This is a genomic window from Paraconexibacter sp. AEG42_29 (genome assembly GCF_040581415.1).
Classification (GTDB): domain Bacteria; phylum Actinomycetota; class Thermoleophilia; order Solirubrobacterales; family Solirubrobacteraceae; genus Paraconexibacter.
On sequence record NZ_CP114014.1, the window covers coordinates 4,969,924 to 4,994,783 of the forward strand.

At 70.3% G+C, this 24,860-nt stretch carries 21 protein-coding genes; 15 read left to right on the forward strand and 6 right to left on the reverse strand.

The annotated features are described in order from the left end of the window. The 3 genes from DSM112329_RS23860 to DSM112329_RS23870 are packed head-to-tail and all read right to left on the reverse strand — an operon-like array spanning position 1 to position 1,628. On the reverse strand, positions 1 to 351 hold the full coding sequence (locus DSM112329_RS23860) for a hypothetical protein (RefSeq protein ID WP_354699063.1): 351 nt from the start codon (positions 349 to 351) through the stop codon (positions 1 to 3). Between the two features lie 36 nt (positions 352 to 387). Further along, entirely contained in the window at positions 388 to 1,005 is a 618-nt protein-coding gene (locus tag DSM112329_RS23865) for a hypothetical protein (protein WP_354699064.1), read from the reverse strand. After that, entirely contained in the window at positions 1,002 to 1,628 is a 627-nt protein-coding gene (locus DSM112329_RS23870; protein WP_354699065.1) for a sigma factor-like helix-turn-helix DNA-binding protein, read from the reverse strand. The genes DSM112329_RS23865 and DSM112329_RS23870 overlap by 4 nt, the downstream gene beginning before the upstream one ends. 165 nt (positions 1,629 to 1,793) lie before the next feature. On the opposite strand from DSM112329_RS23870, the gene DSM112329_RS23875 reads away from it, so the two are divergent. The 4 genes from DSM112329_RS23875 (at position 1,794) to DSM112329_RS23890 (ending at position 12,177) form a co-directional block, all read left to right on the forward strand. Next, positions 1,794 to 2,372 carry an ImmA/IrrE family metallo-endopeptidase gene (locus DSM112329_RS23875; protein WP_354699066.1) on the forward strand — a complete coding sequence of 193 codons (579 nt, stop codon included), beginning with the start codon at positions 1,794 to 1,796 and terminating at the stop codon, positions 2,370 to 2,372. Beyond that, positions 2,372 to 3,511 carry an exonuclease SbcCD subunit D gene (locus DSM112329_RS23880; protein ID WP_354699067.1) on the forward strand — a complete coding sequence of 380 codons (1,140 nt, stop codon included), beginning with the start codon at positions 2,372 to 2,374 and terminating at the stop codon, positions 3,509 to 3,511. Before DSM112329_RS23875 ends, DSM112329_RS23880 begins: the two co-directional genes overlap by 1 nt. Further along, positions 3,508 to 6,048 carry an SMC family ATPase gene (locus DSM112329_RS23885; protein WP_354702525.1) on the forward strand — a complete coding sequence of 847 codons (2,541 nt, stop codon included), beginning with the start codon at positions 3,508 to 3,510 and terminating at the stop codon, positions 6,046 to 6,048. The genes DSM112329_RS23880 and DSM112329_RS23885 overlap by 4 nt, the downstream gene beginning before the upstream one ends. A gap of 102 nt (positions 6,049 to 6,150) precedes the next feature. Further along, positions 6,151 to 12,177 carry a DUF3320 domain-containing protein gene (locus DSM112329_RS23890; RefSeq protein ID WP_354699068.1) on the forward strand — a complete coding sequence of 2,009 codons (6,027 nt, stop codon included), beginning with the start codon at positions 6,151 to 6,153 and terminating at the stop codon, positions 12,175 to 12,177. Between the two features lie 126 nt (positions 12,178 to 12,303). Here the strand turns inward: DSM112329_RS23890 and DSM112329_RS23895 are convergent, their stop codons facing one another. After that, complete coding sequence (locus DSM112329_RS23895; RefSeq protein WP_354699069.1) at positions 12,304 to 12,720, reverse strand: YbjN domain-containing protein; 417 nt, start codon at positions 12,718 to 12,720, stop codon at positions 12,304 to 12,306. Between the two features lie 1,301 nt (positions 12,721 to 14,021). On the opposite strand from DSM112329_RS23895, the gene DSM112329_RS23900 reads away from it, so the two are divergent. After that, positions 14,022 to 14,408, forward strand: a complete 387-nt coding sequence (locus tag DSM112329_RS23900; RefSeq protein WP_354699070.1) for a cyclic-phosphate processing receiver domain-containing protein — start codon at positions 14,022 to 14,024, stop codon at positions 14,406 to 14,408. Positions 14,409 to 14,442: 34 nt separating this feature from the next. Here the strand turns inward: DSM112329_RS23900 and DSM112329_RS23905 are convergent, their stop codons facing one another. Further along, positions 14,443 to 15,558: a DUF3293 domain-containing protein gene (locus DSM112329_RS23905; RefSeq protein ID WP_354699071.1), complete on the reverse strand. Its 1,116-nt coding sequence runs from the start codon at positions 15,556 to 15,558 to the stop codon at positions 14,443 to 14,445. Between the two features lie 117 nt (positions 15,559 to 15,675). On the opposite strand from DSM112329_RS23905, the gene DSM112329_RS23910 reads away from it, so the two are divergent. The 3 genes from DSM112329_RS23910 (at position 15,676) to DSM112329_RS23920 (ending at position 18,096) form a co-directional block, all read left to right on the forward strand. Next, a complete protein-coding gene (locus DSM112329_RS23910; protein ID WP_354699072.1) occupies positions 15,676 to 16,242 on the forward strand; it encodes an HAD domain-containing protein in 567 nt (188 codons plus the stop codon). Positions 16,243 to 16,324: 82 nt separating this feature from the next. Beyond that, on the forward strand, positions 16,325 to 16,864 hold the full coding sequence (locus tag DSM112329_RS23915; RefSeq protein ID WP_354699073.1) for a hypothetical protein: 540 nt from the start codon (positions 16,325 to 16,327) through the stop codon (positions 16,862 to 16,864). A gap of 113 nt (positions 16,865 to 16,977) precedes the next feature. Then, positions 16,978 to 18,096 carry a hypothetical protein gene (locus DSM112329_RS23920; protein WP_354699074.1) on the forward strand — a complete coding sequence of 373 codons (1,119 nt, stop codon included), beginning with the start codon at positions 16,978 to 16,980 and terminating at the stop codon, positions 18,094 to 18,096. 144 nt (positions 18,097 to 18,240) lie between these two features. Here the strand turns inward: DSM112329_RS23920 and DSM112329_RS23925 are convergent, their stop codons facing one another. Then, positions 18,241 to 18,828 carry a hypothetical protein gene (locus DSM112329_RS23925; RefSeq protein ID WP_354699075.1) on the reverse strand — a complete coding sequence of 196 codons (588 nt, stop codon included), beginning with the start codon at positions 18,826 to 18,828 and terminating at the stop codon, positions 18,241 to 18,243. A 112-nt stretch (positions 18,829 to 18,940) separates the two neighbouring features. Between DSM112329_RS23925 and DSM112329_RS23930 the strand changes: the two genes are divergently transcribed. From DSM112329_RS23930 to DSM112329_RS23960, 7 genes are all read left to right on the forward strand, one after another. Beyond that, on the forward strand, positions 18,941 to 19,930 hold the full coding sequence (locus tag DSM112329_RS23930; protein WP_354699076.1) for a DUF6569 family protein: 990 nt from the start codon (positions 18,941 to 18,943) through the stop codon (positions 19,928 to 19,930). Between the two features lie 126 nt (positions 19,931 to 20,056). Next, complete coding sequence (locus DSM112329_RS23935) at positions 20,057 to 21,130, forward strand: M20/M25/M40 family metallo-hydrolase (RefSeq protein ID WP_354699077.1); 1,074 nt, start codon at positions 20,057 to 20,059, stop codon at positions 21,128 to 21,130. Between the two features lie 182 nt (positions 21,131 to 21,312). After that, complete coding sequence (locus DSM112329_RS23940) at positions 21,313 to 21,903, forward strand: cyclic-phosphate processing receiver domain-containing protein (protein WP_354699078.1); 591 nt, start codon at positions 21,313 to 21,315, stop codon at positions 21,901 to 21,903. Then, a complete protein-coding gene (locus tag DSM112329_RS23945) occupies positions 21,849 to 22,403 on the forward strand; it encodes an HAD domain-containing protein (protein ID WP_354699079.1) in 555 nt (184 codons plus the stop codon). The genes DSM112329_RS23940 and DSM112329_RS23945 overlap by 55 nt, the downstream gene beginning before the upstream one ends. A 65-nt stretch (positions 22,404 to 22,468) precedes the next feature. After that, positions 22,469 to 23,008, forward strand: coding sequence for a hypothetical protein (locus DSM112329_RS23950; protein ID WP_354699080.1), 540 nt, complete (start codon positions 22,469 to 22,471; stop codon positions 23,006 to 23,008). 18 nt (positions 23,009 to 23,026) lie between these two features. Beyond that, positions 23,027 to 24,265, forward strand: coding sequence for a VWA domain-containing protein (locus DSM112329_RS23955; RefSeq protein WP_354699081.1), 1,239 nt, complete (start codon positions 23,027 to 23,029; stop codon positions 24,263 to 24,265). Positions 24,266 to 24,268: 3 nt separating this feature from the next. Beyond that, entirely contained in the window at positions 24,269 to 24,811 is a 543-nt protein-coding gene (locus DSM112329_RS23960) for a hypothetical protein (protein ID WP_354699082.1), read from the forward strand. Positions 24,812 to 24,860 lie beyond the last annotated feature (49 nt).

Consider the following 24,860-nt stretch of genomic DNA (forward strand, 5'->3'; position numbering starts at 1 on the left):
TCAGCGAACGCGCGACCGACGGGTCGCCGCGGCGTCCTGCTTGCGCGCCGTACGGTGGCGCCGCGCGTCCTGTGAGAACGAGCCCCGCGGGATGCACGTGGTCGCCACGAGGACGTCGGGCTCCGTCCAGTGCGGACGGAGCGGGAGCAGGACGTCGGCGACTTCGAGGTAGAAGGGCGCGAGCTCCATGCAGTTGTTGACGTGCCACGGGGGCGGCACCTTGGTGACCTTGCCCGCAAGAGCAACGCGCCCGAGCTCCTCGCCAGCAGCCTCGGGGCTCAGCGCAGGCCGGACCCGCTCGTTGAAGCGTTCGACGGCGTGATTGGTGATGTGGATCGTGTAGGTCGGCATGGCGAGAGGGACGCATCCCGTCTCACCGATCTGACATCACTCGAAGAACGCCGCATCCACGACGGCGTCGCGCCCGCCATCGGAAGCGCCAGCTAGCGCGCCTCCCACCACCGGCACCGCCTGACTTCCGAACCCGGTCCCCGGCTCCATACGCGCGAATGCCGCGACGCCGCCCCGTCCGCCGGCCGAGCCAGCGAACGCCGCGTCGGCCGCGCTCCGCACCCGATCGACGGTGGCCCCGAGCGACTCGGACAGCGCCTCCCACACCGACTGCTTCACGCGCGCCGGATCGACAGTCCCAGTCTCGATGTCGTGGTACCGCGCGCGCACCGCGTCCTGGTGATCACCGAGTCCCAAGCGGGCCGCCAGCGCGTTCGCAACCGTGCGCTTGGACGTCCCTGCTCGCAGCTCCTTCAGGGTCACGGTCGACAGCGCGTCGTCCACGAGCTGCTGGCGCGCGGGGTCGGCCCGGAAGCGAGCGAAAGCCTCGCTGTCGAACGTACGAACGGGGACCGTCTCGAGAAAGCGGTCGATGCGTGCGGCCAGTTCGGCGCGATCGAGGCCGCCGACCTTCGCGAGGAACGGACGCGGGTCGGCGTCACCCTCGGCGCGATGGGTCGCCACGAAGGCGCTGTACTGCTCGTCGACGCTCATGCTTGCCACACCCCTCGCGCGACGAGCTCTGCTCGTAGCGCTTCCTTGAACCGCTTCTTGATCTGGTCGACGTTGGCCACCGTCTCACCGAACTCGGCCGCCACGTCCTTGCTTGCGCGATCTTCGATGTACGCGGCGTGCACGACCCGTCGGTGTTGCTCGCTGAGTCCGGCCAACGCGGCGTCGGTTGCCGCCCCGTAGTCCATGCCCGCGGCGAGGTCGTCGATGTTGAAGTCGACGCTGAGCGGTTTGCCTGTAGTCCGGCCGTCCGCGTCGACGTGCTCGCCTGGAAGCTGGCGCTCGAGCTCAAGCGCTTTGCCCTGGGCCGAGCGGAAGAACGAGATCGTCTGCCGCTTGACGACGGTCTTGCACCAGTTGACCCACTCGCCGGCGTGCTCGCCCTTGAGCGGGAGCTTCAGTGCCGAGTGAAGCACCTGCTTCAGGACCCAGTCCTCGACCGCCGGGCTGAGGTGCTGCAGGTGCTCGGGCAGCCCGGCGCGGACCCAGCCCCGCATCCGCGGCTCGTGTCGCCACAGCAGCATGTGTGCGGCAAGCGTCCCGTGGTCCGTTGCGCCAGCGCGCTTCGCCGACGCCATGTAGGCAACGAGGTCCTCGTCATCCATCGCCACGAGCGCGGCTTCAGAGCGAGCGAAGAACGGGCGAGGCGGCGATGGCGGGCGCAGAGCGGACATGGCAGGCGGGGCTGGACCCCACGCTACCCGCGCAGCCGGCGACGTGGCAACGGCGCCGCGAGGTCGATCAATGACGGTCATGCCCATCGCGTCGCAGTGAACGGCAAGAATCTGAGGATGTCACCCGAAGACGCAGCCGCGGAGCTGCTGGAGACCCTCGGTCTGAGCGACCTCGCTGCCCCGCCGGTGGATGTGCTCGACATCGCTGAGGAGCACCTCGGGCTCGACGTCCAGGACCACGCGGACCTCTTTGCGCTGCCCGGCGCACCGGAGAAGGTAGGCGACGCCTCGTTGTCGGGGCTGCTCTTTCCTAGTCAGCAGCGCATCTACGTGAACGCGGTCGAGGCGCAACGCAGCCCTGGCCGACGGATGTTCACGATCGCTCACGAGCTCGGCCATTGGCAGATGCATCGCTCGGACGGCGAGGCGGTGCACACACGCTTCTGTGCCAAGGAGGACGTCAGCGGGGAGGCCCGGAGCCCATCGTCCCGCCAGATCGAATGGGAGGCCAACCGCTTCGCCGCGGCGCTGCTCATGCCCGAGGCGTTGCTCCGTCGGGAAGCCGCGGAGCTGCAGCTCAACGTCCGCCTCCTCGCGCAGCGGTTTGGCGTGTCAGCTCCGGCGATGCAGGTGCGACTCAGCACGCTGCAGCTCCTCCCGGACTACATGCGCTGATGAAGATCATCCACCTCGCTGACACCCACCTTGGCTTCCGCCAGTTCGCTGGCAAGCTCGACCCTGAGCGCCAGCTCAACCAGCGCGAGTGCGACGTCTACGACGCGTGGCACCGTGCGATCGACGTCGCAATCGAACGCGACGTCGATGCCGTCATTCACGCGGGTGACCTCTTCGACTCCCCTCGCCCGACGCATCGTGCGCTGTCCGAGGCGCTCGACGGACTCAGCCGTCTACGCGACGCCGGAATCCCGATGGTCGCCATCGCCGGCAATCACTCCACCCGGCGCTATCGCTCTGGCGGCAGCGTCTTCGAGATCCTCGAGCGCTTCGGGCTGCTGGCCGCCTGGCGCGAGCCGCAGACCTTCCGCGTCGGCGATGTCGCGTTCCACGCGGTCCCCCACGACGCGGACGCGGACGCGATGAAGGCCGACATCGCGGGCGTTGTGCCGGACTCCGGCGCCGCCGCGAACGTCCTGATGCTGCACGTCGGTCTGGAAGCCGTTCCGACTTCAACGTATGGCGAGGTGAACGCCGTCGCTCTGAGCCAGGAGCTGATCGCGCGGGCGCCGTTCGACTACATCGCCCTCGGCCACCTGCACCGCTTCCAGGCGCCGCAGCTGAACGCGATCTACCCCGGGTCGCTGGACCGCTTGGACTTCGCCGACCTCGAGGGCGAGAAGGCGGTCCTCGAGGTCGACCTGGGAGCTGGCGCTGGCGCGCCCGGCTTCGTCACCCGCCACCCCCTCGAGACGCGTGCGGTGATCGACGTAGCGGTGGCGTGCGCCGGCTGTGGCCCGGCTGAAGTGGCAGCCGGTGTCGTCGCCGCGGTCGACGGCACGGCGCTGGAGGGCGCGGTGGTTCGCGTGCGGCTCGAGGAGCTCCAGCGCGACGTCTGGGGCGCCCTGGACTTCGGCCGCTTCGGTGAGCTCTTCGCGCCCTGCCTGCACCATGCGATCCACGTCGGCAGCAGCGGGCTGCACGCCGGCCCGGATCCGGTGGCGGCTGCCGCTGAGCTGAAGTTCGACGCTTGGGCCCGCGAGCGCGTGCCCGCTGGGCTCAACCCGGAGGCGGTCATCGCCATCGCGCAGAACTACTTGAAGGACGCCGCCATGTCCGAGGCCGAGGTGGACGAATGAAGCTCCAGACCATCGAGCTACGGGAATGGCGCTCGTTCCAGTCCTGTGACCTCGAGTTCCCCGACGGGCTGATCGGCGTCCGTGGAGCAAACGGATCCGGTAAGACGACGATCGCCGAGGCTGTCGCCTGGGCGTTGTTCGGCAAGATGCGGCCGGGGGCGCGTGTCGCCGACCTCAAGCGCCAAGGCGCAGACGGTCCGTCGTCGGTGGAGCTCACGTTCCGCGTCGGGCCTACCGTGTACCGCGTCAAGCGCGTCGTCGGCGGCGCGGCGACCTTCTGGATTGGCGACGGCACGGAGCCAGAGTCCACGCAGTCCACCCACACCAACCGAGCGATCGTCCGTGAGCTCGGCATCGGGTACGACTCGTTCCAGCGCACGGTCTTTGCGCGGCAGAAGGACGTCGCTGCCCTGGACCCGACAGCCTCGAAACAGGCTCGAACGCAGCACGTTGAGCGCTTGCTTGGGTTGCAGCGCTATCGCGACGCGGCGACCGCCGCGAAGGCGAAGGCCAGGGAGCTCGGCGTCCAACTCGCGGCCCTGCGCGAAGATGCACCGGATTTGGAGGAGCTGCGCTCGCGCCTCGCGCACGCGCAACAGGCCGCCGCCGACGGTGACCCTGCGGTCGCGGTCGCTGAGGCGGCGCTCGCGTCGTCCCGCACGACGCAGGCCGCCGCGCAGGCGGCGGTCGAAAGCGAGCGCGCACGGGTGAGCGAACACGAGCGCCTAGTCGGGCTGCGCGCCAACGAGGCGATGATGCTCGCCGAGCTTGAGACGGACCTCGCCCAGCTGCGCGAGGCTGCCGAAGCGCGTGCTGGAAAGCAGCAGCGTCGGGATGCACTGGCGGGAGTGCACCTGGACGTGACCGCCGCGCGACGCCGCGCTGCGTGCCTTCAAGCGCTCGAAGCGAGTGAGGCTGCGCTGCAGGCGTCTCCTGACCCGGACGCCTTCGGGCACGACGAACCCGCCGCGCGCGCGAACGCCGTACGGCTGCCGGCGCTGCGGCAGGAGCTCGATGACCTCGTCGCCGCGACCCTGCCGGACGTCGGCGGGCTACAGCGCCGAGTCGCGGCGCTCGAGTACGCCGCTGACCTCCCGACGACCGAGTTTGCGTCGGCGGCCGTCAAGGCTACGGAGGCTGCCCGCGATGCCGCCCGGGATCGCGCTTCCACGCTCCGGGCGCGGATGGAGAGCGACGAGGCGCACCTCGCAGCGCTCGTCGAGCAAGGCTCTGATGCCCCCTGCCCCGTATGCCTCCGTCCCCTCGGCGCCACCGACGTCGAGCAGGTCCGCCTGACACATGAGCAGCAGCTCGAGGCGACTCGTACCGCGTTGGCGAACGCGGAGCTCGAGTGCACGGCGCTCGAGGCTGAGCGCCGTCAGCAGGTCGAGGTGCTCGACCGCGCGCGAGACGCCCGCGCCCGGTTGGAAGCTGCGCCGGGGCTCGAAGGCCTCGTTGAAGCCCGTGCCGCGCACTCCTTGGCGGAGTCGGGCGCGCGTCTCCGGGCCACCGAGATCGTCCGTCTACGCGGCGAGCTGACGAGTCTGAGCCGTGCGGTCGACGGCGATGGCGCCCTGGAACGGCGCGTCTCCGGAGCACGTGCGGTCCGTGACGCGGCGCAGGCCAGGCGAGACCACGATGCCGCCGCAGCGGGTGTTCCGACCTTCGACCCTGACGAGCTGGCGCAGGCCTCAGCTCATCTGGCCGCGCAGCTCAAGGTTGAATCCGAGCTCCGTGAACTCGACGTCGAGCTCGCCGCGACATCGGGCATCGCAGTTCAGATCTCAACGTTCGAGCAACGGCGGGGGACGCGCGCGCGGTCGCTCACCAACGTGGCTGCTGCACTCGCCACCATCGCTCTGGACTCAGGCCAGCTGGCCGCGCTGCGCGCCGCATGCAGGGAAGCCGAGCAACACGTCGAGACGACGTCGCACACGCTGCACGAGGCGAAGCTCAAGGCGCAGACGTCCGACTACGACGTCCGTGAGCTTCAGACGCGTGTTGCGGAAGCCGAGGACGCTCACGCGAAGATCAACGCGCGCGCGTTGGAACATCGCGAGTACGACACGGCTGCCGGGCTGCTCGCAGACTTCCGCTCCGCGCAGTCCGCGCGCGCGTGGCCGAACCTCGAGCAGGGCGCTTCCCGGCTGCTGTCGGACACCACCGATGGGCGCTACGCCGACGTTCGGATGAGCGAGGACTTCCGCCTGGAGATCATCGACCGCGGTGAGCGCTTCGGCCTCGACCGCTACTCAGGCGGCGAGCAGGATCTTGCGAACCTCTGCCTGCGCCTATCGATCGCGGACTGGGTCGCGCGTGAACGCGACACCGAGCTTGGGTTCGTCGTGCTCGACGAGGTCTTCGGCAGCCAGGACGAAGATCGCCGGCAGCGGCTCCTGGAGGCGCTGCGATCCTTCGAACGGCGCTTCCACCAGCTCCTCGTGATCACACACGTCCCAGAAGTCGCAGACCTTTGCGATCACCAGCTCGTGGTCCGACTCCTCGAGCCGGGTCGCAGCACGGCGGCGTTCGAGTGACGAGACGGTCGGTGCGGGCACGCCGCTGTCGCCGCGGCCGGGACCTGCCGATAGCGTCGGAGCCAAGCCCGCCATGACACCGACTTCACCACCTCCCAGCCGATGACCGAGCCGCCCGACCTGTCCAACGCGAAGACGAGAGCCCAGGTCGAGCAGTGGCGCGATGACCTCCTTGACCTCTCCGGACGCAATCGACTCCTCCGTTTCCGGCACAACAAGGTCTCGTCGCTGGAGGTCCGCACCCCCAGCGCGCAGTCAGTCCTGGACCGCCTCATCACAGGACGCGCTGGCGGCTGGCGCATCTTCATCCCAGACGATCACGTCGAGACGCCCGACGTCGACCCGACGGTGGCGGTGATTGGCGTCGGCGGGCCGCGCTCGCGGCCGGGCGAACCGTCCGCGATCGGCGCGACGGTCCGCTCCCTTGCCGGTGATGCCGACGCTGGTGCGCATAACGCAAGCCTCCCCGTCCACCTCACGCTCGGTGCGATTCAATGGCGCGACTACGACGTCACGCGCGCGGCGACGGTCCTGCACGTCGGTGCGCGGATCCGCCGCCAGGGATCGGGCTGGCGGTTGATCCTCGAGGACCGCGAGCTGCGCATGAACGTCGCCCTGCTCGCACACTTCGAGCGCGAGTACGGCGTGACGTTGGGGTCTGAGCGCGGGCGACTGGAGAGCGCGGGGATCGCGGACTTCTTGCAGAGCCTTCGCACCGGGCTCGCCGCTGTCCACGCCCGGGTCGACGACCGTGTCGGCCTCATCGATCAGGCCGAGCACGACTGGCTGCTCGCCGGCGAGCTCGACCTCACGCCACGGGTGCTCATTACCACCGGGCCTCGCGACGGCATTCTGGGCGGGCTCGTGGCGGCCGGGGAAGGTGGCCTTCCGTTGATCGCAACTAACCGGGTGCTGCAGGCCAGCGGCCCTCCGCCACGGACGCCGAACGAGAACGAGCTCGAAACCACGAAGCGCCTCGCGAAGGACGTGCGCGCAGCCGCCGCCGCGCTCGACCGTCGCGCCACGCAGGAGTTCATGGACAAGGGCCTTTGGGTCCTCTACCTCGGCGTCGGCATGCTGCACTGGTCCGATCCGGCCGACGGCCGCGCGGAGTTCCAAGACAGCCCGCTGCTCCTCGTCCCGGTGCGCCTCAGTTCGCTCAACCGCGGCGCCGGCTGGAAGCTCGAGGCGACTGAGGACGAGCCGCTCGTCAACCCCGCCCTCTGGCTGAAGCTCGAGAACGAGCTCGAGATCGAGCTGCCGCCCATCGACGAAGGGGAGCCGATCGACGTCGCCGAGCTGCTCGGCCACGTGCGTGAAGCAACCGGCGGTCACCCCGAGTGGACCGTTGAGGAACGCGTCGTCCTCTCGACGTTCTCCTTTCACAAGGAGGTCATGTATCGCGACCTCCGCGACAACCTGGAGACCATCGTTGAGCACCCGGTCGTCGCGTCGCTCGCCCGTGACCCGGCGACCGGCCCCGGACCGGTGAGCTTCGACTTCGAGCCGGTCGCGGAGGACGCCGTCGACACCGACGCGCCGCCCGAGCGCGTCACGACCATCCTCGATGCCGACGCGAGTCAGCGGCAGTGCATCCTGGCGGCCCGCGCCGGTCACTCGTTCGTGATGGACGGCCCTCCGGGCACCGGGAAGAGCCAGACGATCGCAAACATGATCGCCGAGCTCATCGCGGACGGGAAGACCGTCCTTTTCGTCAGCGAGAAGGCGGCAGCGCTGGACGTCGTCCACAACCGCCTCTCGCTGGTCGGCTTGGACGAGTACGTCCTGGAGCTGCACAGCCACAAGACGACGCGGCCGGTCGTTGCGAAGGCGCTCGGCGCGTCGCTGATGCGCAAACCGCGCCCGATGCCAAAGCTCAGTGACGGCGATCTGCGGCGGGCCGGCGAACGGCGCGAGGGGCTCACCGCGTATACCCGCTGGCTCAACACCCCTCTGCCTGAGTTCGACGGACAGAGTCTGCACAGCCTGCTCGGCCAGATCGCAGAGCTGCAGCACCTTCCGCAGGCCCCGATCGCGCGCGAGCGCCTGTCGTCGGCCGACGAGGTCGCGACGGTCCGTGAGGCGGCCAAGCAGCTCCGGGCCAATTGGTCCGTCGTCGAGCGCGGCGCGAACTTTGAGTGGCGCGAGACCACGATTGCGGCGTGGGGCGCCGGAGTCGAGCAGCGCGTTCTGGCCAGCCTCGAAGAGTTGGAGGCCGCGCTTGCCGGGCTCGCCGAGGCCAGCGCAGACGCGACCTCGGACCTGGCCCTCGACCCGGTGGAGCGTGCAGGCGGTATCGAGGGCCTCATCAGGCTGCTCGTCACCGTGGGAGCACGTCCGGGGCATATCGAACCGCGCTGGCTCGGGCGGGAGTCGCTGGCGCAGCTGGCGATGGTGAGCAACGAGGTCGCCGATCGGGCGGGGCGGCGCATGGAGACGGTCGCCCGACTGCACGCCCAGGTGGGTGCGGCGTGGCCGCGGTTCTCGCCGCCGACGGAGGCGCCGTCGATCGACGGGCTGCCGCTCATTCACGTGGAGCTCAACGCGGCTGGGCTACGCCGTCTGGCGCAGCAGGCGCAGGACGCTGGCGCGGCGCTTGACATCCTTATTCCACTCGCCCGGGATGCCGCCGCCCAGTTCGGCCTGCAGACCAGCGCCGTCGACCTGAATATGGCGGCTCGCCTCGTCGAGCTTCACGCGATCGCGGCCTCAGCTGCCCGCCCGAATGCTGCGTGGCTCGCCGATGCCACGTCTCAGGAGCGCGCTCGCGAGGCTGTCCGGGAGCTCCGCCCGAAGCTCGAGCTGCTCCGTGAGGTCCGCGCCGGCGCGCAGGACTTTGAAGAGTCCGTGCTCGAGCTCGATCTAGTCGAGCTCAAGCGCCGCTTCACCGAAGAGCACACGGGCTTCAGCAAGCTCGGCGCGGCATACCGCACCGACCGTGACCTCCTGGCGGCAACCGCACCTGGCCTCAAGCCCAAGGAGGCGATCGCCCGCCTCGACCATGCGCTTGCCTGGCGGGCCGCCCATCGCGAGCTGGCCGCGAGCACCGCGGCGATCGACGCGCTCGTGGACGCGTGGTCGGGCATCGAGACCGACCTCGACCGACTCGAGCTGAGCACGTCGAACGCTGCACGAGCGCTGGAACTCGCGGGTAGTGACATCGCCGATCCACGGCGATTCGCGAGCGTCGTCGGTGGCGGCGCCGGCATTCACGATCTCCAGGCCCGGCGGCGCAGTCTTGATGACGCGCTCGCTCCAGCCCTCGCGGAAACGGCCGGTGCAGCGCCGGAGTTACAAGCAACGGAGCTGCGCGAGCTCCGGGCTGGGCTGACGGAGACAGCTGTGCGGCTGGTCCCGCTCCAGGCGCTAGTCGAGCACGCCGATATCGTGCGCGGTTCTGCGGGCACGCTCGCGTCGGCCGTCGAGGCGGTCGCCGCCCGCGGCGCGCTCGACGCCGTCGAGCATGAGCACGCGGAACGACACGACACGGTGATCGACGTTCTTGGCGAACGCTGGAGCACTATCGAGCCCGACGTGCCGGAGTTGCTCACCGCGGTCGAGTGGGCGCGGTCCGTCCGCAGCGCGCTTGACGGCCCGGCGCGTCCGCGTACCGCTGAACTCCTTGCCACCGCGACCGTCGGCGTCGACGCACTCGAAACGGCGTGGCGTCGCTACCTCGCAGCGGAGCAGTCGCTGCTGACGGAGTTCGAGGATGGCCGCCGCGCCGACCTTCGCGATGACCTGCGCGGCGACCACGACGACGCCCTCGCCTTGATGAGGCGCTTGCGCGACGAGCGGGGCGACATCGAGGTCTGGATCGGCTTCGCCCGGGCCAAGGCTGCCATCGACGCGCGAGGTTTGGCTGAGGCCGTCGCGTTCTGCGAGCGGCGCCCCGTGAGCGCTTCCGACCTCGTCGACGTGTTGCTGCGAGCGGCGCTGGAGAGCGTCGCCGACGACGTGCTCGGGCGGACGCAGTATGTGCTGACCTCCTCCGAGCGCGACCGGCTCGTCCGTGAGTTCGCCGAGGACGACCGGCGCGTGATCGCCGATGCCAACCATCGCGTGATGGCCGCCGCCAACGCCCGGCGGCCGAACACGATCCTCGGGGTCGCCGCGGTCATCCAGAGTGAAGCGGCGAAGAAGCGCCGGCACATGCCCGTCGCGGAACTCCTGAAGCGAACGGCCCTGGTCGCCCAGGCCCTCAAGCCCTGCTTCATGATGAGCCCGCTGTCGGTGAGCCAGTTCCTGTCTCCGGAGATGCGGTTCGACGTCGTCATCTTTGACGAGGCTTCCCAGGTGACGCCGTCCGACGCGGTCAACGCGCTCTACCGGGGCCGCGCGATGATCGTCGCCGGGGACCAGAAGCAGCTGCCGCCGACGAACTTCTTCCAGCAGACCACCGACGAGTCCGACGAATGGACCGACGAGAGCCTGAAGGACTTCGACAGCGTGCTCGACCTTGCGAAGGGCGCGGGCGCGTATCGGTCCCTCTCATTGCGCTGGCACTACCGCTCCCGGCACGAGCATCTCATCGCGTTCTCGAACCACCGCTTCTACGGCGGTGAGCTCGTGACCTTCCCTGGCCCCGTCGAGGAGAGCGACGCCCTCGGCGTCGCTCTCGTACCAGTCGAGGGCGTGTATCGACGCGGCACCTCGCGGGACAATCCTGTCGAGGCGGCGGCGATTGTCGACCGGATCTTCTTCCACGCCGATGCTGGCTCGCGGTCGATCGGCGTCGTGGCCTTCTCTGAGGCGCAGGCGTCGTACATCGAGGAGCTCCTCCGGCGGGACGCTCGACGCGAGGATGAAGGCTACGCCTGGATGTTTGCGGAGGATCGCCTCGGCGGCCTGTTCGTCAAGAACCTCGAGAACGTCCAGGGCGATGAACGTGACGTCATCCTCTTCTCCGTCGGCTACGGCCCGGACGAGAACGGCAAGCTCACAAACACCTTCGGCCCGCTCAACCGCGACGGCGGCTGGCGCCGGCTCAACGTCGCCGTGACCCGTGCGCGGCGCCGCGTCGAGATCGTGTGCTCGTTCAGCCCTGAGCTCATGCCCCCGTCGACCAATCGCGGCGTCACCGAGCTCGCGCGGTACCTCGACTACGCGGCGCGGGGGCCGGTTGCCCTAGCAATCGACGTGCCCGAAGGCGAGGCAGCCGAGGTGGAGAGTCCGTTCGAGGACGCCGTGCTCCGCGTCGTGCGCGGTTGGGGCTACGACGTGGTACCGCAGGTTGGTACGGCAGGTTTCCGTGTCGACCTCGGTGTCCGGTCCCAGACGAATGCCCGAGCTTTCAGTCTCGGCATCGAGTGCGACGGCGCGATGTACCACTCGTCGCGCACCGCTCGCGATCGCGACCGGCTGCGACAGGAGATCCTCGAAGGCCTCGGTTGGTCGCTGCATCGCATCTGGGGACCAAGCTGGTATCGGGATCGTCCAGGCGAGGAGGCGCGGCTCAAGCGAGCGATCGAGCGGGCCCAACGGGGATCCTTCGCGCCGTCCGCGGTGGAGGTCGACCTCGAGCGCCGCCGACCGGACCTCGTTTACGACGAGCTCGACCTCGACGCTCCGCCTGTCTGGTCCACGCCCTACCGGGTCGCCGCGCTCCCGTTCCCCCAGTCGGTCGATGTCACTCCGAGCGCTGCCTCCGACATTCGCCGGTTCGTGATGCTCATCGTCGAGGACGAGGGTCCGATCACGGACGACCTCCTGATCCGGCGCACCGTCGGCGCGTGGGACGTCTCGGTCACTGAGCGCCGACGTCGCACGGTCGATTCGATCGTCAACACCCTTGTGGGGGCAAAGGCCCTCGTTCGCGAGCCCGGCTACTTGCGGCTGCCCGAGCAGACGAGCGTGCCGGTCCGCGTGCCGAGCCCGATGGACGACAGGACGCGGCGTGACGTGAAGCACGTCCCGATCGTGGAGTTGGCTGAAGCACTCGTGCTGTTGGCGACCGAGGCGGGAGCGGTCGACCTCGATGACCTCCAGGCGAAGGCCGCCCGCATCTACGGCTGGGCGCGTCGCGGGCCGGCGATCCAGAACGCGCTTGAGCGTGCGATCGATGCGTTGATTCGCGAAGACCGACTGGTTCGCGCAAGCGACGGCACTGTAGGCCTTCCAACGATCTGATCATCGAAGAGCTCGTCCTTACATGGCCGAGAATCGAGGTATAACGCGTGAACGAGCGAAGCCGCTACGGCATCACGGCTCGAGCTTGAGGCAGCAAGACCGCACTCGCCGTGAGCTGCGTGCAGGTCACTCAGGGTCCCACTCAGCGTAAGTCGTACCTGCCATCAGCTGCGCCATATTCACATCGTCCGGCGTCGAGAAGCGCAGCGACGTCAGGGCATTCATGAACTCCGTTCTCTGAAGATCGTCGCCGAGCAGATTGACTTGTGCCATCAGCTCGTCGTCGTCGTCGACGTAATACGTCACGAAGGGACTCGAGTAGTTGAGGCGGTTTACCTCGGCCAGAACGCGCAGCCGTTGCATGTCAGTGGTTATTTGGGCCTCGAGCACGAGCCGCGCTCGCATGATCACCATGCTGCTCGAACCCTCGCTGAAAACCAGGACCGCGACCGAAATGGTCACCTCCTCAAGCGGAACGAACAGAACGTCACCCGAAGAGCCCTCGGAGAAATCAATTCCCTCGCGGGCCAGCATGCCTGCCATCCGGTCTAGGAGGTCTTCTTTCGTGGGTGACATTGCGATCCTTTCGGGGAACTTGGACGAGCGACCACTCCGCACGCCAACAACTTACCGGCGGGCCGACCGCGACTGCCAACGACGTCAGGACCCGCCGGGTCACCCCGCATTGGTGCGCCTTTCCGCTCTCTGCAACCGACGCGCGATCAGTAAATCGACCGTGTCAACTCCACGATGGGCCGAGCGACGGCGGACCTCGGCTGCGTCGTTGCGCGCGCCATGATGAGATCTGCTTGTCAGGTTGGGGTCGGCTTCGACGACCTTCATGCCGATGAGATTTGGACCATGCTGAAGTCGTCGACCCGTCCCGCGTAATGCCGAAGCCCAGAGGGTCCGTCGGGTTCTGGCGAGGGGACCCCTCCGCCAGGGTCGAGCTGCAGCGTCCACCCGATCGCTGGACCGGCACCTTGGTCGACAACTGGTCGCCGGCGACTATCGCCGGCCTCCGGCGCGAGCTGATATCCCAGCGTCGTCAGAAGCCCAAGATCTCTGACGGAGCGCTTTCCAGCATCGCAAACGACTGGCTGCGGGACCGCGAGCAGCTGAGCCACGCGCGCGGCACTGGGACCAAGCGCAAGAAGCCTGCGAAGGCTAGGAGCGTCAGCCCGCGCGTAACCGCCGAGCACGTCAAGCTGCTGCTTCACCCTCCGGCGCAACCGAAACGGCGGAAGGGAGCCTCCAGAGCGCAGCCGAAGGCGCCCCAATCGGCTCCCCGCCCAACATCGCTTTCGGGCGATGAGATGGCCCGCATCGTCGCCGGCAGCGCCGGCACTGTCCGGGGCACGACCAACAAGGGCACTGAATCGTCACCGGCACGGCCCGCCGGCGCACGCGTCAAAGTCCGCATTCACGCAGGCATCGGGACGTACGGGGCGGTCGTTGCCTGGAACTTCATCCGCCACGCACGTTCTGTGCACCTAGTCATATGCGACCGCGACGGGGCTCGATTGCACGAGTTCGAGCGGGCTATTGACGAGCGACACGTTCGGTTCCCGCCTCCTCCAGGTGGTGAGTTCACTGTGAGAGCGATGTTCCTGGGCGAGTCTGGCCAACGGCTGGCCAACGCGACGGCCCGTCACCCCCGGCGCAACGCGACCCGCAAGAGCACCAAGAAGACGCGGCCTCAGCGGAACACGAGTCGACCCACCGCTAATTAAGTAGGTGGTGGGACCGCTTATGCCGACTCTGCTGCTTCCGATCAAGGGCAACTGCGGCCTTGGCGTGCGGGACGTCGACGAGCTGATGGCCTTCGCCGCCAAGGTGACGGGATGACCAGCGAGATCCGCGTCTGGCTCGACGACGACCTCGTCGACCGTCCCGCGCCGGCCGGCTGGACCCACGCCGTCACCGCGTGGGAGGCGATCGAGCTGCTCGACACCGGGACGGTCGTCGAGCTCTCGCTGGACCACGACCTCGGTGACGACGACCGCTGCGGCACCGGCAACACTGTCGTCAACTGGCTCGCGGAACAACAGGGCGTTTACGACCGCGTCCCCTGGCCGCGGGACGGCATCACGCTGCACACGGCAAACGCCTCCGGGCGCGCGCGCATGGCAGCCGGAATCCGACACGAGGCCGGGCGTCGGCTGCGTGTGCGCGAGTCGTGCACCCCAGGCGGTAAGCCCGTGTTCCGCTTCGAACCGCGTCCGCAGTGACCGAAGCCGGTTCTCTCAGCAGAGCCCCGTGACGTCAGCCGCGCTTGAGCTTTTCGAGGAGCGCCGTCTCGAGCCGCTCGTCCTCGACGGCGAAGATCCCGTCGCGCGTCGCGAGCGCGTTGGAGATCACCTGACCCAGACGTTGATCGGGGTCGCGCTGCCACACCTGTTGAAGCAGCGCGATGACTCGCGGGATTCGGTCCGGATCGCGCGGGAGCCCCCACAGCGAGGGCGGGAGCAGGCGCACCTCCCGGGCGTCGGCCGCGAGCGCCAACAGCCACGGTGGCACGTCCCCGCCACCAAGCGCCGCTACCAGCGATGCGTGCGCGGCCTCGGCCTCGGGTCCCTTCAACATGGGGTCGGCGCGGAGGCAGTTCCAGGCGCTCGTCGCGGCCGCGTACCGCTCCCTCGTCGGCGCGAGGAACGCGAGGTCGACGACCACGTCATCACCCTGGAAGGCGACCACCTCAGCGTCGAGGATCTCGCAGCCGCACTCGTCGATGCGGAACACCGCGACCTGGCCAAAATCCCGGGCCAGGCCGAGCGCGTCGACGTCGTCGAGCGCACGGATCGCCACGCCGACCTCGGGCGTGTGGTCACCCTCGGTGGGCCGCCCGACAGCGGGGGTGAACGACCACCCGCGCCGTTCGACGGCGGCTCGCAGCTCGGCGTCCGCCGCGGCATTCTGCTCGGCAGACCACTCCACCCCGGCTGGGTTATGCGCCGTGATGACGTGAAGGGAACCACCCTGCAGCGCCGCCGCGGGGACCGGGGCGCCCGGCGTGAGCGCCGGAATCCCGTCGATGTCGATGGTCGTCCGCTGGTATGCGAGCCGCGCCGGCGGCGGGGCCGCCCGCCGCCAGATCGGACCACCTCCCGGGCGGTCGGGTGGAACGGCCTTGGGATTCGAAGGGGCAGTCGATGACCCGCGTCCTATTGTTGGACGACCGGGACGCGTCTGGATCGACTCGATCGGCCAGCACCGCGCCACTTCGCACCCGCTGCGCACTTCCCGGCTCAGGTCGTCGGGGACCGAGAGCAGGTGCGGCACGCGGTGACGCATCGCTGCGAGCACGGCGTCAACGCTGTCGAACACCTCCCAACCGGCGGGGTGTTCGTCGCTTTCGGAACCCAGCCAGTAGCGCCTCACGGGCAGAGCTTCGCAGCGCGCAGGGGTGGGAAGTCGGAACCGCACCGGCGAGCTGTCACGGGTTGACCGCGCTCCGCGGGCGTCAGACTCCGATCGGTAACGCCGACCCGCGTCCTCATGAGCCCCACACCCCCACTGGTCCACTTCCCCGACGGCACCGTCCGCCCGCTCATCGCCGGCGCCACATCGGTGACGACCCCACTCCCCGCTGGTGACCGACCGCTGCTGCTGCTCGACCTCGACGGAGTGGTGCTGCCGTTCGCCGCGCGCGCTGAAGATGTCGAGCACCGCCTGCGCGGTGAGCTCTCGGTCCGCTTCCGTCCAGACGTCCCCCAGCTGCTGCGCGAACTCGCCAGCGACTTCGACCTCGTGTGGGCGACGATGTGGGAGCACCGTGCGAACGCCGTCGTCGCCCCGCTCCTGGGACTGCCCGCGCTCCCGGTCATCAGCTTCGACGACCGCGTCACCGCCGGCCGCACGCTCAAGCTGCCGGCCGTGCAGCGGCAGGTCGGTGACCGTCCGCTGGCCTGGGTGGACGACAGCCTTGGTCCGGATGCGCACGCCTGGGCGGCGGCGCGCGCCGCCCCTACCCTCCTGCTGGACATCGATCCGTCCACCGGCTTGCACGTCGACCACGCGCGTCAGCTGCACGCGTTCGCGACAGCTGTGAGCGCGACTCGGTAGGCCGTTCGCGTCTACTGCGGGGGCCGCGAGAGGCGCCCGCACGCTTTGTCAGGTCCCCGGCCGTCCCCTCGACTCGAACGACATGCAGCCTGAGTTCCGCGTCACCATCCGCCGCGACGGCATCGTCCGTCTCGTGACCTGGCACGACGGCCTGGTCGTGTGGGGTCCGCAGGCCAACCGCCTCGGCGAGCGCTCGCGTGCCGGCGTCGCCATCGCGGACCTGACCGTCGAGCGCGACGACCTGTTCGAGGAGGACTGGCTCACCCCGGTCACCGAGCTGATCGTCGACCCGGTGACGGCGTGGCCTGATGCGGCCGATGCGGCGCTGTGCGAGTGGGCGGCGCTGATCGGCTACAGCCGCGTGTGGCTCCCCGGATCGGTCCGCGACCTCGCGGCGACGTCCGGCGGGCAGGTGACCACGGTGTGCACCGGCTGCCGGAGCCGGCAGTCCGACGGGCATCCCGAGTTCTGGTCGATGGTCCGTCGCCGCGGGTGCTTTCCGTCGGTGTGCTGCGTCTGCGGTTCCGACGTCCCGCAGTGGACGCGTGTGCCGTCTTCTGTCGCGGTCCCGCCCGCGCCGACCTACCACCCGTCGCGGTTCCCGGCGCACGACCGCGCCTGACCCGTCAGCGCACAGGGCCATCGAGTTGCAGGGCGCAGTCGAACTCCGCAACGATCGTTCACAGCCCGGCGCCTGCAGCCCGCGGCGCCGAATCCGAGGAGCGAGGTCCGACGATGACTGATGTGCGTACAGCTGTGCTCGGGGCGATGCGCCGCCCTCGGGACGAGACGCAGCTCACCCGAACGATTGCCGCGCTCACCGGGCTCGACGAGTCGGTCGGGCCGGCGCTCGTCCGGTCGCTCCTGGAGACCGCTGCCGACGGCGGGGGCCAGCGTGCCCGCACGGCTCTCCAGCACGCGCCGTCATCGGTGACCCTGGTGTCGGAGGGCAGCCTCGGCCAGGTACGGGGACGCTGGATCCGCAAGGGCGGTCGGCTCGACTGGTACTTCGAGGACGGCGAGTCGTTTCGGCTCGTCGTCGAGGTCAAGGTCGAGGCGCGTTCCGAGCGGGACCAACTCGAGCGTTACCTGGCGACGACGAGCTGGGACAAGTCCCACGGTGGGCTACTGCTCCTGTCCCGGCGAACCGCGGAGCTCCCTGGATCCGTGACCTCGAATCCACGCTGGCTGGGACAGATCCGCTGGGACCAGCTGCTCCCCCACCTTCGAGCCATCGAACCCACGCGGCCCGACGTGGCGGAGGAATGGCGGCGCCTCATCGACGTCGTGCGTGCGCCGGGCGACCTCGCCGATCCCCCGGTCAGCTGGCAGCTCGCGGGCCGGACGGCAGGTCGCCGGAACGCGCACATCCTGGAAGGCGTCAAGGACCGCGTCGTCTCGACGCTCGCCACCGGGCTGGCCGCGCGACACGAACTCCTCGGGACCTCAGACGGACTGGTCACCGCCAAGGAAGGGAAGGGCCTGCGCAGCGTCACCTCGTCCCGAGACGTCGCCACGATGACCCTCTTCATCCCAGCCAAGAACGGCGCCGCCGGCGTCGAGATCAAGCTGGCAGGAACCCGCGCGCCGCTCAAGCTCACGACGTCGGTCGCACCACCTCGGACCCGCGTGCCGGGGGTGCGGATCCCTAAGCACGACGAGTCCGCGCCACGGCTCGGTCCCACCTTCACCACCGCTGCTGACGGCTGGCTCGTGGCACTCGACAAGGTGGAGAAGGACGGTGACACCGAGCCGACCGACGCCGTCTGGCGGCAGCTGGAGGCGCGACTCCGAGCGATCGTGGAATCGGGGGCACTCGACTCCCGGATGCCACGGCGAGCGCGGCGGCGATGACAACCTCCTTCGCGGGAGCTACTCGACAGCTCATGCAGACGAGCCGCACCCAACCCACTCATGGCCATTGCCTGCGCACTGTCGCCACCGGGCCGGACCGTCGGCCTTGGCCGCTCGTCAGCCCCGACCGCTCGCCGCGAGTCGCTACTGCTCCAGCTCGGCGTGCGGTTCGACGCCGACGATGCCCGTCGCCGTGTAGGTGAAGTGCTCGAGGTTCAGCGGTGGTGCCGCCAGCATCGCGCGGAGGGTCAGCTGATCTAGGCGCACCGGACGGAGCGCGACGAGCCGGAAGGCGCGCACCTCCTGCCCGGACTCGGCTCTGGCGCGCGCCTTCTCGGTCTCTTTCGCAAGCCGTGCGCGGGTGAACTTGAGCAGGTCGTCGGCGAAGACCCGCGCTGCCTCGCTTGCGACCGCCGTCTCGTCGTAGGGCAGCAGCAGGTGAACGTCAGTCTGATCGACGCCCGCGAGGATGCCGCGCAACGGATGGATGTGTGGATAGGCGGGGTCGCCGGCGAAGCGCTTCCTGGCGAGGGTCGCCCTGAGCGCGGCGCCGATGGTCGCCTCGAAGTCGTTGGGCCACGGCGCCCGGGTGCTGCGTCGGCCAAGCCATGCCGCGAAGGTGCGCTGCCGCTCGGGCGTCATGAGCAGCTGCACCGCCTCCCTGTCGGGGATCAGGCTCTTCTCGAACTGCAGCCGGTGTGTCTGCAGGCGATCCCCCTCCAGGCCGATCAAGATCCCTCGAGCCCGTGTCGTCCGGTCGGCCGGCCCTCGCTGAGCCCGTGTCAGACCTCGCCGCCGGCCTTCGACTCCCTCGGCAATCAGCCCGCCCCCGAGGAGCCCCCGAATGCCCGCAGTCATCGCCCCGACCGACCTGAAGGTCGGCACCCCCCAGATCAGCGGACCGCTGACCGTCCACCCCCTCTTCCGCGGTGACGCGCCGGGGCTCGAGTACCGCTCGTTCGCCCAGGCCGCCGCCGAGGGGTTCGTGGTGCACGAGGTCGAGCACGGCGGGGCGGTCAACGACCTGGTCGTCACGAACCCGCTCGACGTCGCGGTCATGCTCTACGACGGCGAGGAGGTCATGGGGGCGCAGCAGAACCGCACGCTCGACACGACCGTCCTGGTTCCGGCGCACGCACAGCTCACGGTCCCCGTCAGCTGCGTCGAGCAGGGCCGGTGGGAGGGCGAGCGGAACGCGGAGGGGTTCGTCCCCGCGCCGCAGGCGGCGTACCCGTCGCTGCGCCGGATGAAGAGCGCGCAGGCGACCGCGGCCGCCGCGCGGGGCGGCCTGCGCCGGGCCGACCAGGGCGCCGTCTGGGCCGAGGTCGGCGCGATGGCCGAGCGGCGCGACGCGCCGACGGCGACCGGCGCGATGCACGACGTCTACGAGCACGACCGGGCGTCGCTCGCCGAGATCGCGAACGGCATCGAGCGCGCCGACGGACAGGTCGGGGCCGTGGCGGTGATCGGCGGCCGCGTCGCGGTCCTGGACTACGTCAGCCGCTCGGACGTCTGGGCCGCCCTGCACGGGCCGCTCGTCCAGGGCTACGCCCTCGACGCCCTCGACAACAACAGCCGCGGGGTGCCGCTGCACCCCGGCGAACTCGTCGACCAGGCCTGGGTGCAGGGCTGGGCGAGCACGATGTTCGGCATCCGGGACGTGCTGCTGCGCCCGACGGTCGGCCTCGGCCGGTCGATCGCCATCGACGCCTGCGGCACCGCGGCGACGGGCTGCGTGCACGACGGGGAGCTCGTGCAGATGACGGCGTTCCCCGGCTACGACGAGCCCGTCGCGGACGCCACGCGCATCCGCCGCCCCTCGCGCCGCCGGTGAGCACCGCCGTCTGCGGGTCCGGTCGCGCCCCGACCCGGAGCCGAGCGCGCCACGACGACGGGCCCCTCGACGGGCCCGTTCACCGCGCCCGACGGCACGGCGATCATGCTGACGGAGCCTAAGTTGATGGAGCCGCTGCACCTTCTCGTGGAGTCGCTCGTCGCCATCGACTCGGTGAACCCCTCGCTGGTGCCCGGTGGCGCCGGCGAGGCGGGCATCGCCGCGTTCGTGGCGCAGTGGCTGCGCGCGGCGGGACTCGAGGTCCGCGTGGACGAGGTCGCCCCCGGCCGCCCGAACGTCGTCGGCGTCCGCCGGGGAACGGGCGGCGGGCGGACCCTGCTGCTGCTCGCGCACACGGACACGGTCGGGGGTGCGCTGCAGATCCGCATCGCGGGCGGCCGGCTCCACGGCCGCGGCGCCTACGACATGAAGGCCGGCCTAGCCGCCGCGATGTCGGCCGCGGCGGGTCTCGACGGCCTCGCGGGGGACGTCGTCGTCGCTGCGGTCTGCGACGAGGAGGCCGGCGGATTGGGGACGCGCGCGCTGCTGCGCGGGGACCTGCCCTTCGACGCGGCTGTCGTTCCCGAGCCCACGGACGAGACTGTCGCCATTGCCCACAAGGGCTTCGCGGGCTTCGAGATCGAGACCCGCGGCGTGGCGGCGCACGGCTCGCGGCCGGACCTCGGCGTGGACGGCATCGCCGCGATGGGCCCGGTCCTTGTCGACCTCGCGGCCCTCGACGCGCGGCTGCGCGCGGGTCCCGCCCACCCGCTGCTGGGGACCGGCAGCGTCCACGCGTCCCTGATCGCGGGCGGCCAGGAGGCGTCGACCTACCCGGCGCGCTGCGTCCTGACGGGCGAGTGGCGGACCGTCCCCGGCGAGGACCCGACGGCCGCGCTCGAAGCACTCGCCGCGAGCCACCGCGCGGAGCTGCGGATGACCCACACCGGCCTCCCGTTCGCGGTCGACCCCGACGCGGACATCGTGACGACCGTCGTCCGCCACGCCCGTACGGGCCCGCCGGCCGGTGCCGCGTTCTGGGCCGACTCCGCGCTGCTCGCCGCGGCCGGCGTCCCGACCGTCCTCTACGGACCGGCCGGTGGCGGCGCCCACGCCGCCGACGAATGGGTCGACCTGGCGTCCGTCACCCGTGTCCGCGACACCCTTCAAGCCGTCGCCCGGGAGTTCTGCGGGTCATGAGATCTGCGAGTGTCAGATCGTGGCCGGCCACAGCGACCCCAAGGGCGTGGGGAGATACGACGCCGCTTCGCCGCGGCGCGTGAGGGCGGCGATGCCGCCACGATGCGCCGGTGATCAAGCGCGACCGTGGCTTCGGCGCACGTGACGTCGACGCTGATGGCCTTCGCCGCCGAGGTGGCGGGATGACTGACGAGCTCCGAGTCTGGCTCGACGACGACCCCGTCGACTTCTCTGCACCGGCCGGCTGGACCCACGCCATCACCGCGTGGGAAGCGATCGAGCTGCTCGACACCGGGACGGTCGTCGCGCTTCCGCTGGATCACGACCTCGGTGACGACGACCGCTGCGGCACCGGTAACGGGTCGTCAACTGGCTCGCGGAACAGCAGAACGTGCACGACCGCGTCTTGTGGCCGCGCGACGGCATCACGCTCCACACCGCCAACGCCCCCGGACGGGGGCGTGTGGCCGCCGGCATCAGGCACGAGGCCGGACGAACCGTCGGCGTCAAGTAGACGCGCACGCCAGGCGGCAAGCCGGTGTTCCGGTTCGCGGAGCACGCGGCGTGACCGTGGACGGTGTCGCAGGCACTTGGACCAGTGGCGTGACCATGCTCGACCACCGGCCCAGACCGTCCCAACAGCAACGGCGGGCACGGGCGACGGTCCCCTCTGGCGCGGACCTGTCAGCTCGAGGAGCCGACGGACGACGTCTACCTCATGTCTACGACTCCCCCGCTCGTCCACTTCCCCGACGGCACAGTCAGGCCGTTGATCGCCGGCCCGACCTCGCTGCCGGCGCCGCTCCCTGCCGGCGACCGTCCGCTGCTCCTGCTCGACCTCGACGGCGTGCTGCTGCCGTTCGCCGCGCGACCGGATGACATCGAGCACCGTCTGCGCGGTGAGCTGTCGCTGCGCTTCCGTCCGGACACTCCAAGGCTGCTTCGCGAGCTCGGCCGGGACTTCGACCTCGTCTGGGCGACGATGTGGGAGCACCGCGCGAACACCGTGGTCGCGCCGTTGCTCGGCCTGCCGCCGCTGCCGGTCATCAGCTTCGACGACCGCGTCCCGGCTCACCGCACGCTGAAGCTCCCGGCCGTCCGCCGACAGGTGGGCGACCGGGCGCTGGCGTGGATCGACGACAGCCTCGGCGCGGACGCGCACGCTTGGCCGTCCATCGTGCGGCGCCCACATTGCTGCTCGACATCGAGCCGACCGACGGCTTCCTCGAGAGTCACGCCGCGCAGCTCCAGGCGTTCGCCCGCTGCGTCGTGACGCACTCAGGGGCCGCTTGACGAGGGAGGTGTCAGGAGCGGGATGCAGCACACGACCTACCAGGCATGCAGCCCGAGTTCCGAGTCACCATCCGCCGCGACGGCATCGTGCGCCTCGTCCCCTGGCACGACAGCCTCGTCGTCTGGGGACCCGAAGCTACGCGACTCGGTGAGCGCTCGCGTGCCGGCGTCGCCATTGCGGACCTGACCGTCGAACGCGACGACCTGTTCGAGGAGGACTGGCTCGCGCCCGTCACCGAACTGATCGTCGACCCGGTGACGGCCTGGCCTGAGACCGCCGACGCCGCGCTCTGCGAGTGGGCGTCCTTGATCGGCTACGCCCGCGTGTGGCTTCCGGGCGAGGTCCGCGACCTGACGGCAACGTCGGGCGGGCAGGTCACCACAGTCTGCACCGGCTGCCGCAGCCGCCAGTCCGACGGCCATCCGGAGTTCTGGTCGATGGTCCGCCGGTGCGGGCGGTTCCCGTCGGTGTGCTGCGTCTGCGGCTGCGATGTCCCGCAGTGGACCCGCGTGCCCTCATCCGTCGCCGTCCCGCCGTCTCCCACCCCCCACCCGTCCCGCTTCCCGGCGCACGACCGCGCTTAGTCCAGAGGAGAACCCGCCATGCACCTGAACACCCATCTCGACGTCGACCTCGTCGCCATCGAAGCCGACGACGAGGTCACCGCGCTGATCGAGTTCACCGCGCCTGAGCTGAACAGCAAGGAGCCGCGTCCCGACGCGACGGTGCAGGTGGTCCTGGACCGCAGCGGCTCGATGCACGGCGAGCGCCTCGAGGCCGCACGCCTCGCGCTGATCGCCCTGGTCGACCGGCTCGCGCCGACGGACCGCTTCGGCCTCGTCGCGTTCGACGACACGGTCGAGGTCGTCGTCCCGGCCGGGCCGCTGACGAACAAGACTGCGGTCAAGGACGCCATCCGGTCGGTCCATTCGGGCGGGATGACGAACCTCTCTGCCGGCCTGCTGCGCGGGCTGCAGGAGGCGCGCCGCGTCGCCGGCCCCACGGGCGCGACGGTGCTCCTCGTGAGCGACGGCCACGCGAACGCGGGCATCGTCGACCACGACCAGCTGTCCGGCGTCGCCGCGTCCGCGCACACCCACGGCGTCACGACGTCGACCATCGGCATCGGGCTGGACTACGACGAGCGCCTACTCGCGTCGGTCGCCGGCGGCGGCCAGGGCGGGCACGCGTTCGCCGAGGACGGGGACGCCGCCGGCGCCGCCGTCGCGGGTGAGGTCGCCGGGCTGCTGTCCAAGACGGTGCAGGCCGCAAGTCTGATCATCCGGCCCGAGGCGTCCGTCGACTCGGTGACCATCTGGCACGACCTGCCGACCAACCCCATCGACGGCGGGATCATGGTCGAGCTCGGTGACCTGTGGGCCGGTGAGCACCGCAAGCTCGTCATCGGGCTGAAGGTGCCGGCGAAGGTCGCGCTCGGGCTCGCGCGCATCGCGGCCGTGGAGCTGCGCTACGTCGCGGTCCCGGAGCTGACCGAGCACACGCTCACGACCGAGCTGCACGTGAACGTCGTCCCCGGCGATCAGGCTGCGGGCCGGATCCCGAACCCGGTCGTCCAGCAGGAGCTGCTCTACCAGCAGACACAAGATGCCAAGCGCCGCGCGGCCGACGCGCTCGCCGACGGTGACGTCGCGGGGGCGCAGGCGACGCTCGACATCGCCGGCGCTGCCCTCGCGGCGGCACCCGCCTGCAGCGTCGAGCTCGACGACGAGGCGCAGATCCTGCGATCCCTTCGCGAGCAGACCGCTTTCGCTCCCGGGACGGCGGCCAAGACGATGTGGATGGAGCACTCGCGCAAGAACCGCAAGCGCGGACGGGACTGACGCATGATGGGCATCGACCTCGACCAGCGGCCGGCCACGTACTGGCCGGCCGACAGGGCGCCGTGGGACGGCGCGCCGACCGACGCGCAGCGTGCGGAGATGAAGGAGCTCGGCAAGCAGCACCCGGCGTTCATGGGCGGGGCGTACCTCCCGGCGGGCCCGGCCGGGTCCGTCGAGATCGCGCGCCTCGACGCCCGGACGACGACCGCCGACGTGATGAGCCTGCGCGCCGAGCGTGCCGGCGACCGGATCACGTTCGCGCTCACCGACGAGTACGAGATGACCTGGGACCTCCCGGTCGCGTCGGCGCCGGGCCCGCTCAGCCTGCGGGAGGTGCTGGAGCTGCTGGAGGGCGCGCAGCTCCGCGACGAGCCCGACTACCGCGGGGTGACCGTCGCCTGGCGGCAGCGCAACTTCATGGAGGGCGACGGCCGGGAGGACGCGCTCGAGCTCGTCGACTTCCTCACGATCAGCTCGGCGTTCTACCCCGCGATCGGCGCGGAGGACCGCCGGCGGGCGCTGGCCTGGGCCGAATCGATCCGGTAGGCCCCCTGACACGGCACCGGGCTGAACCCGCTTCGGACGGACGTTCGAC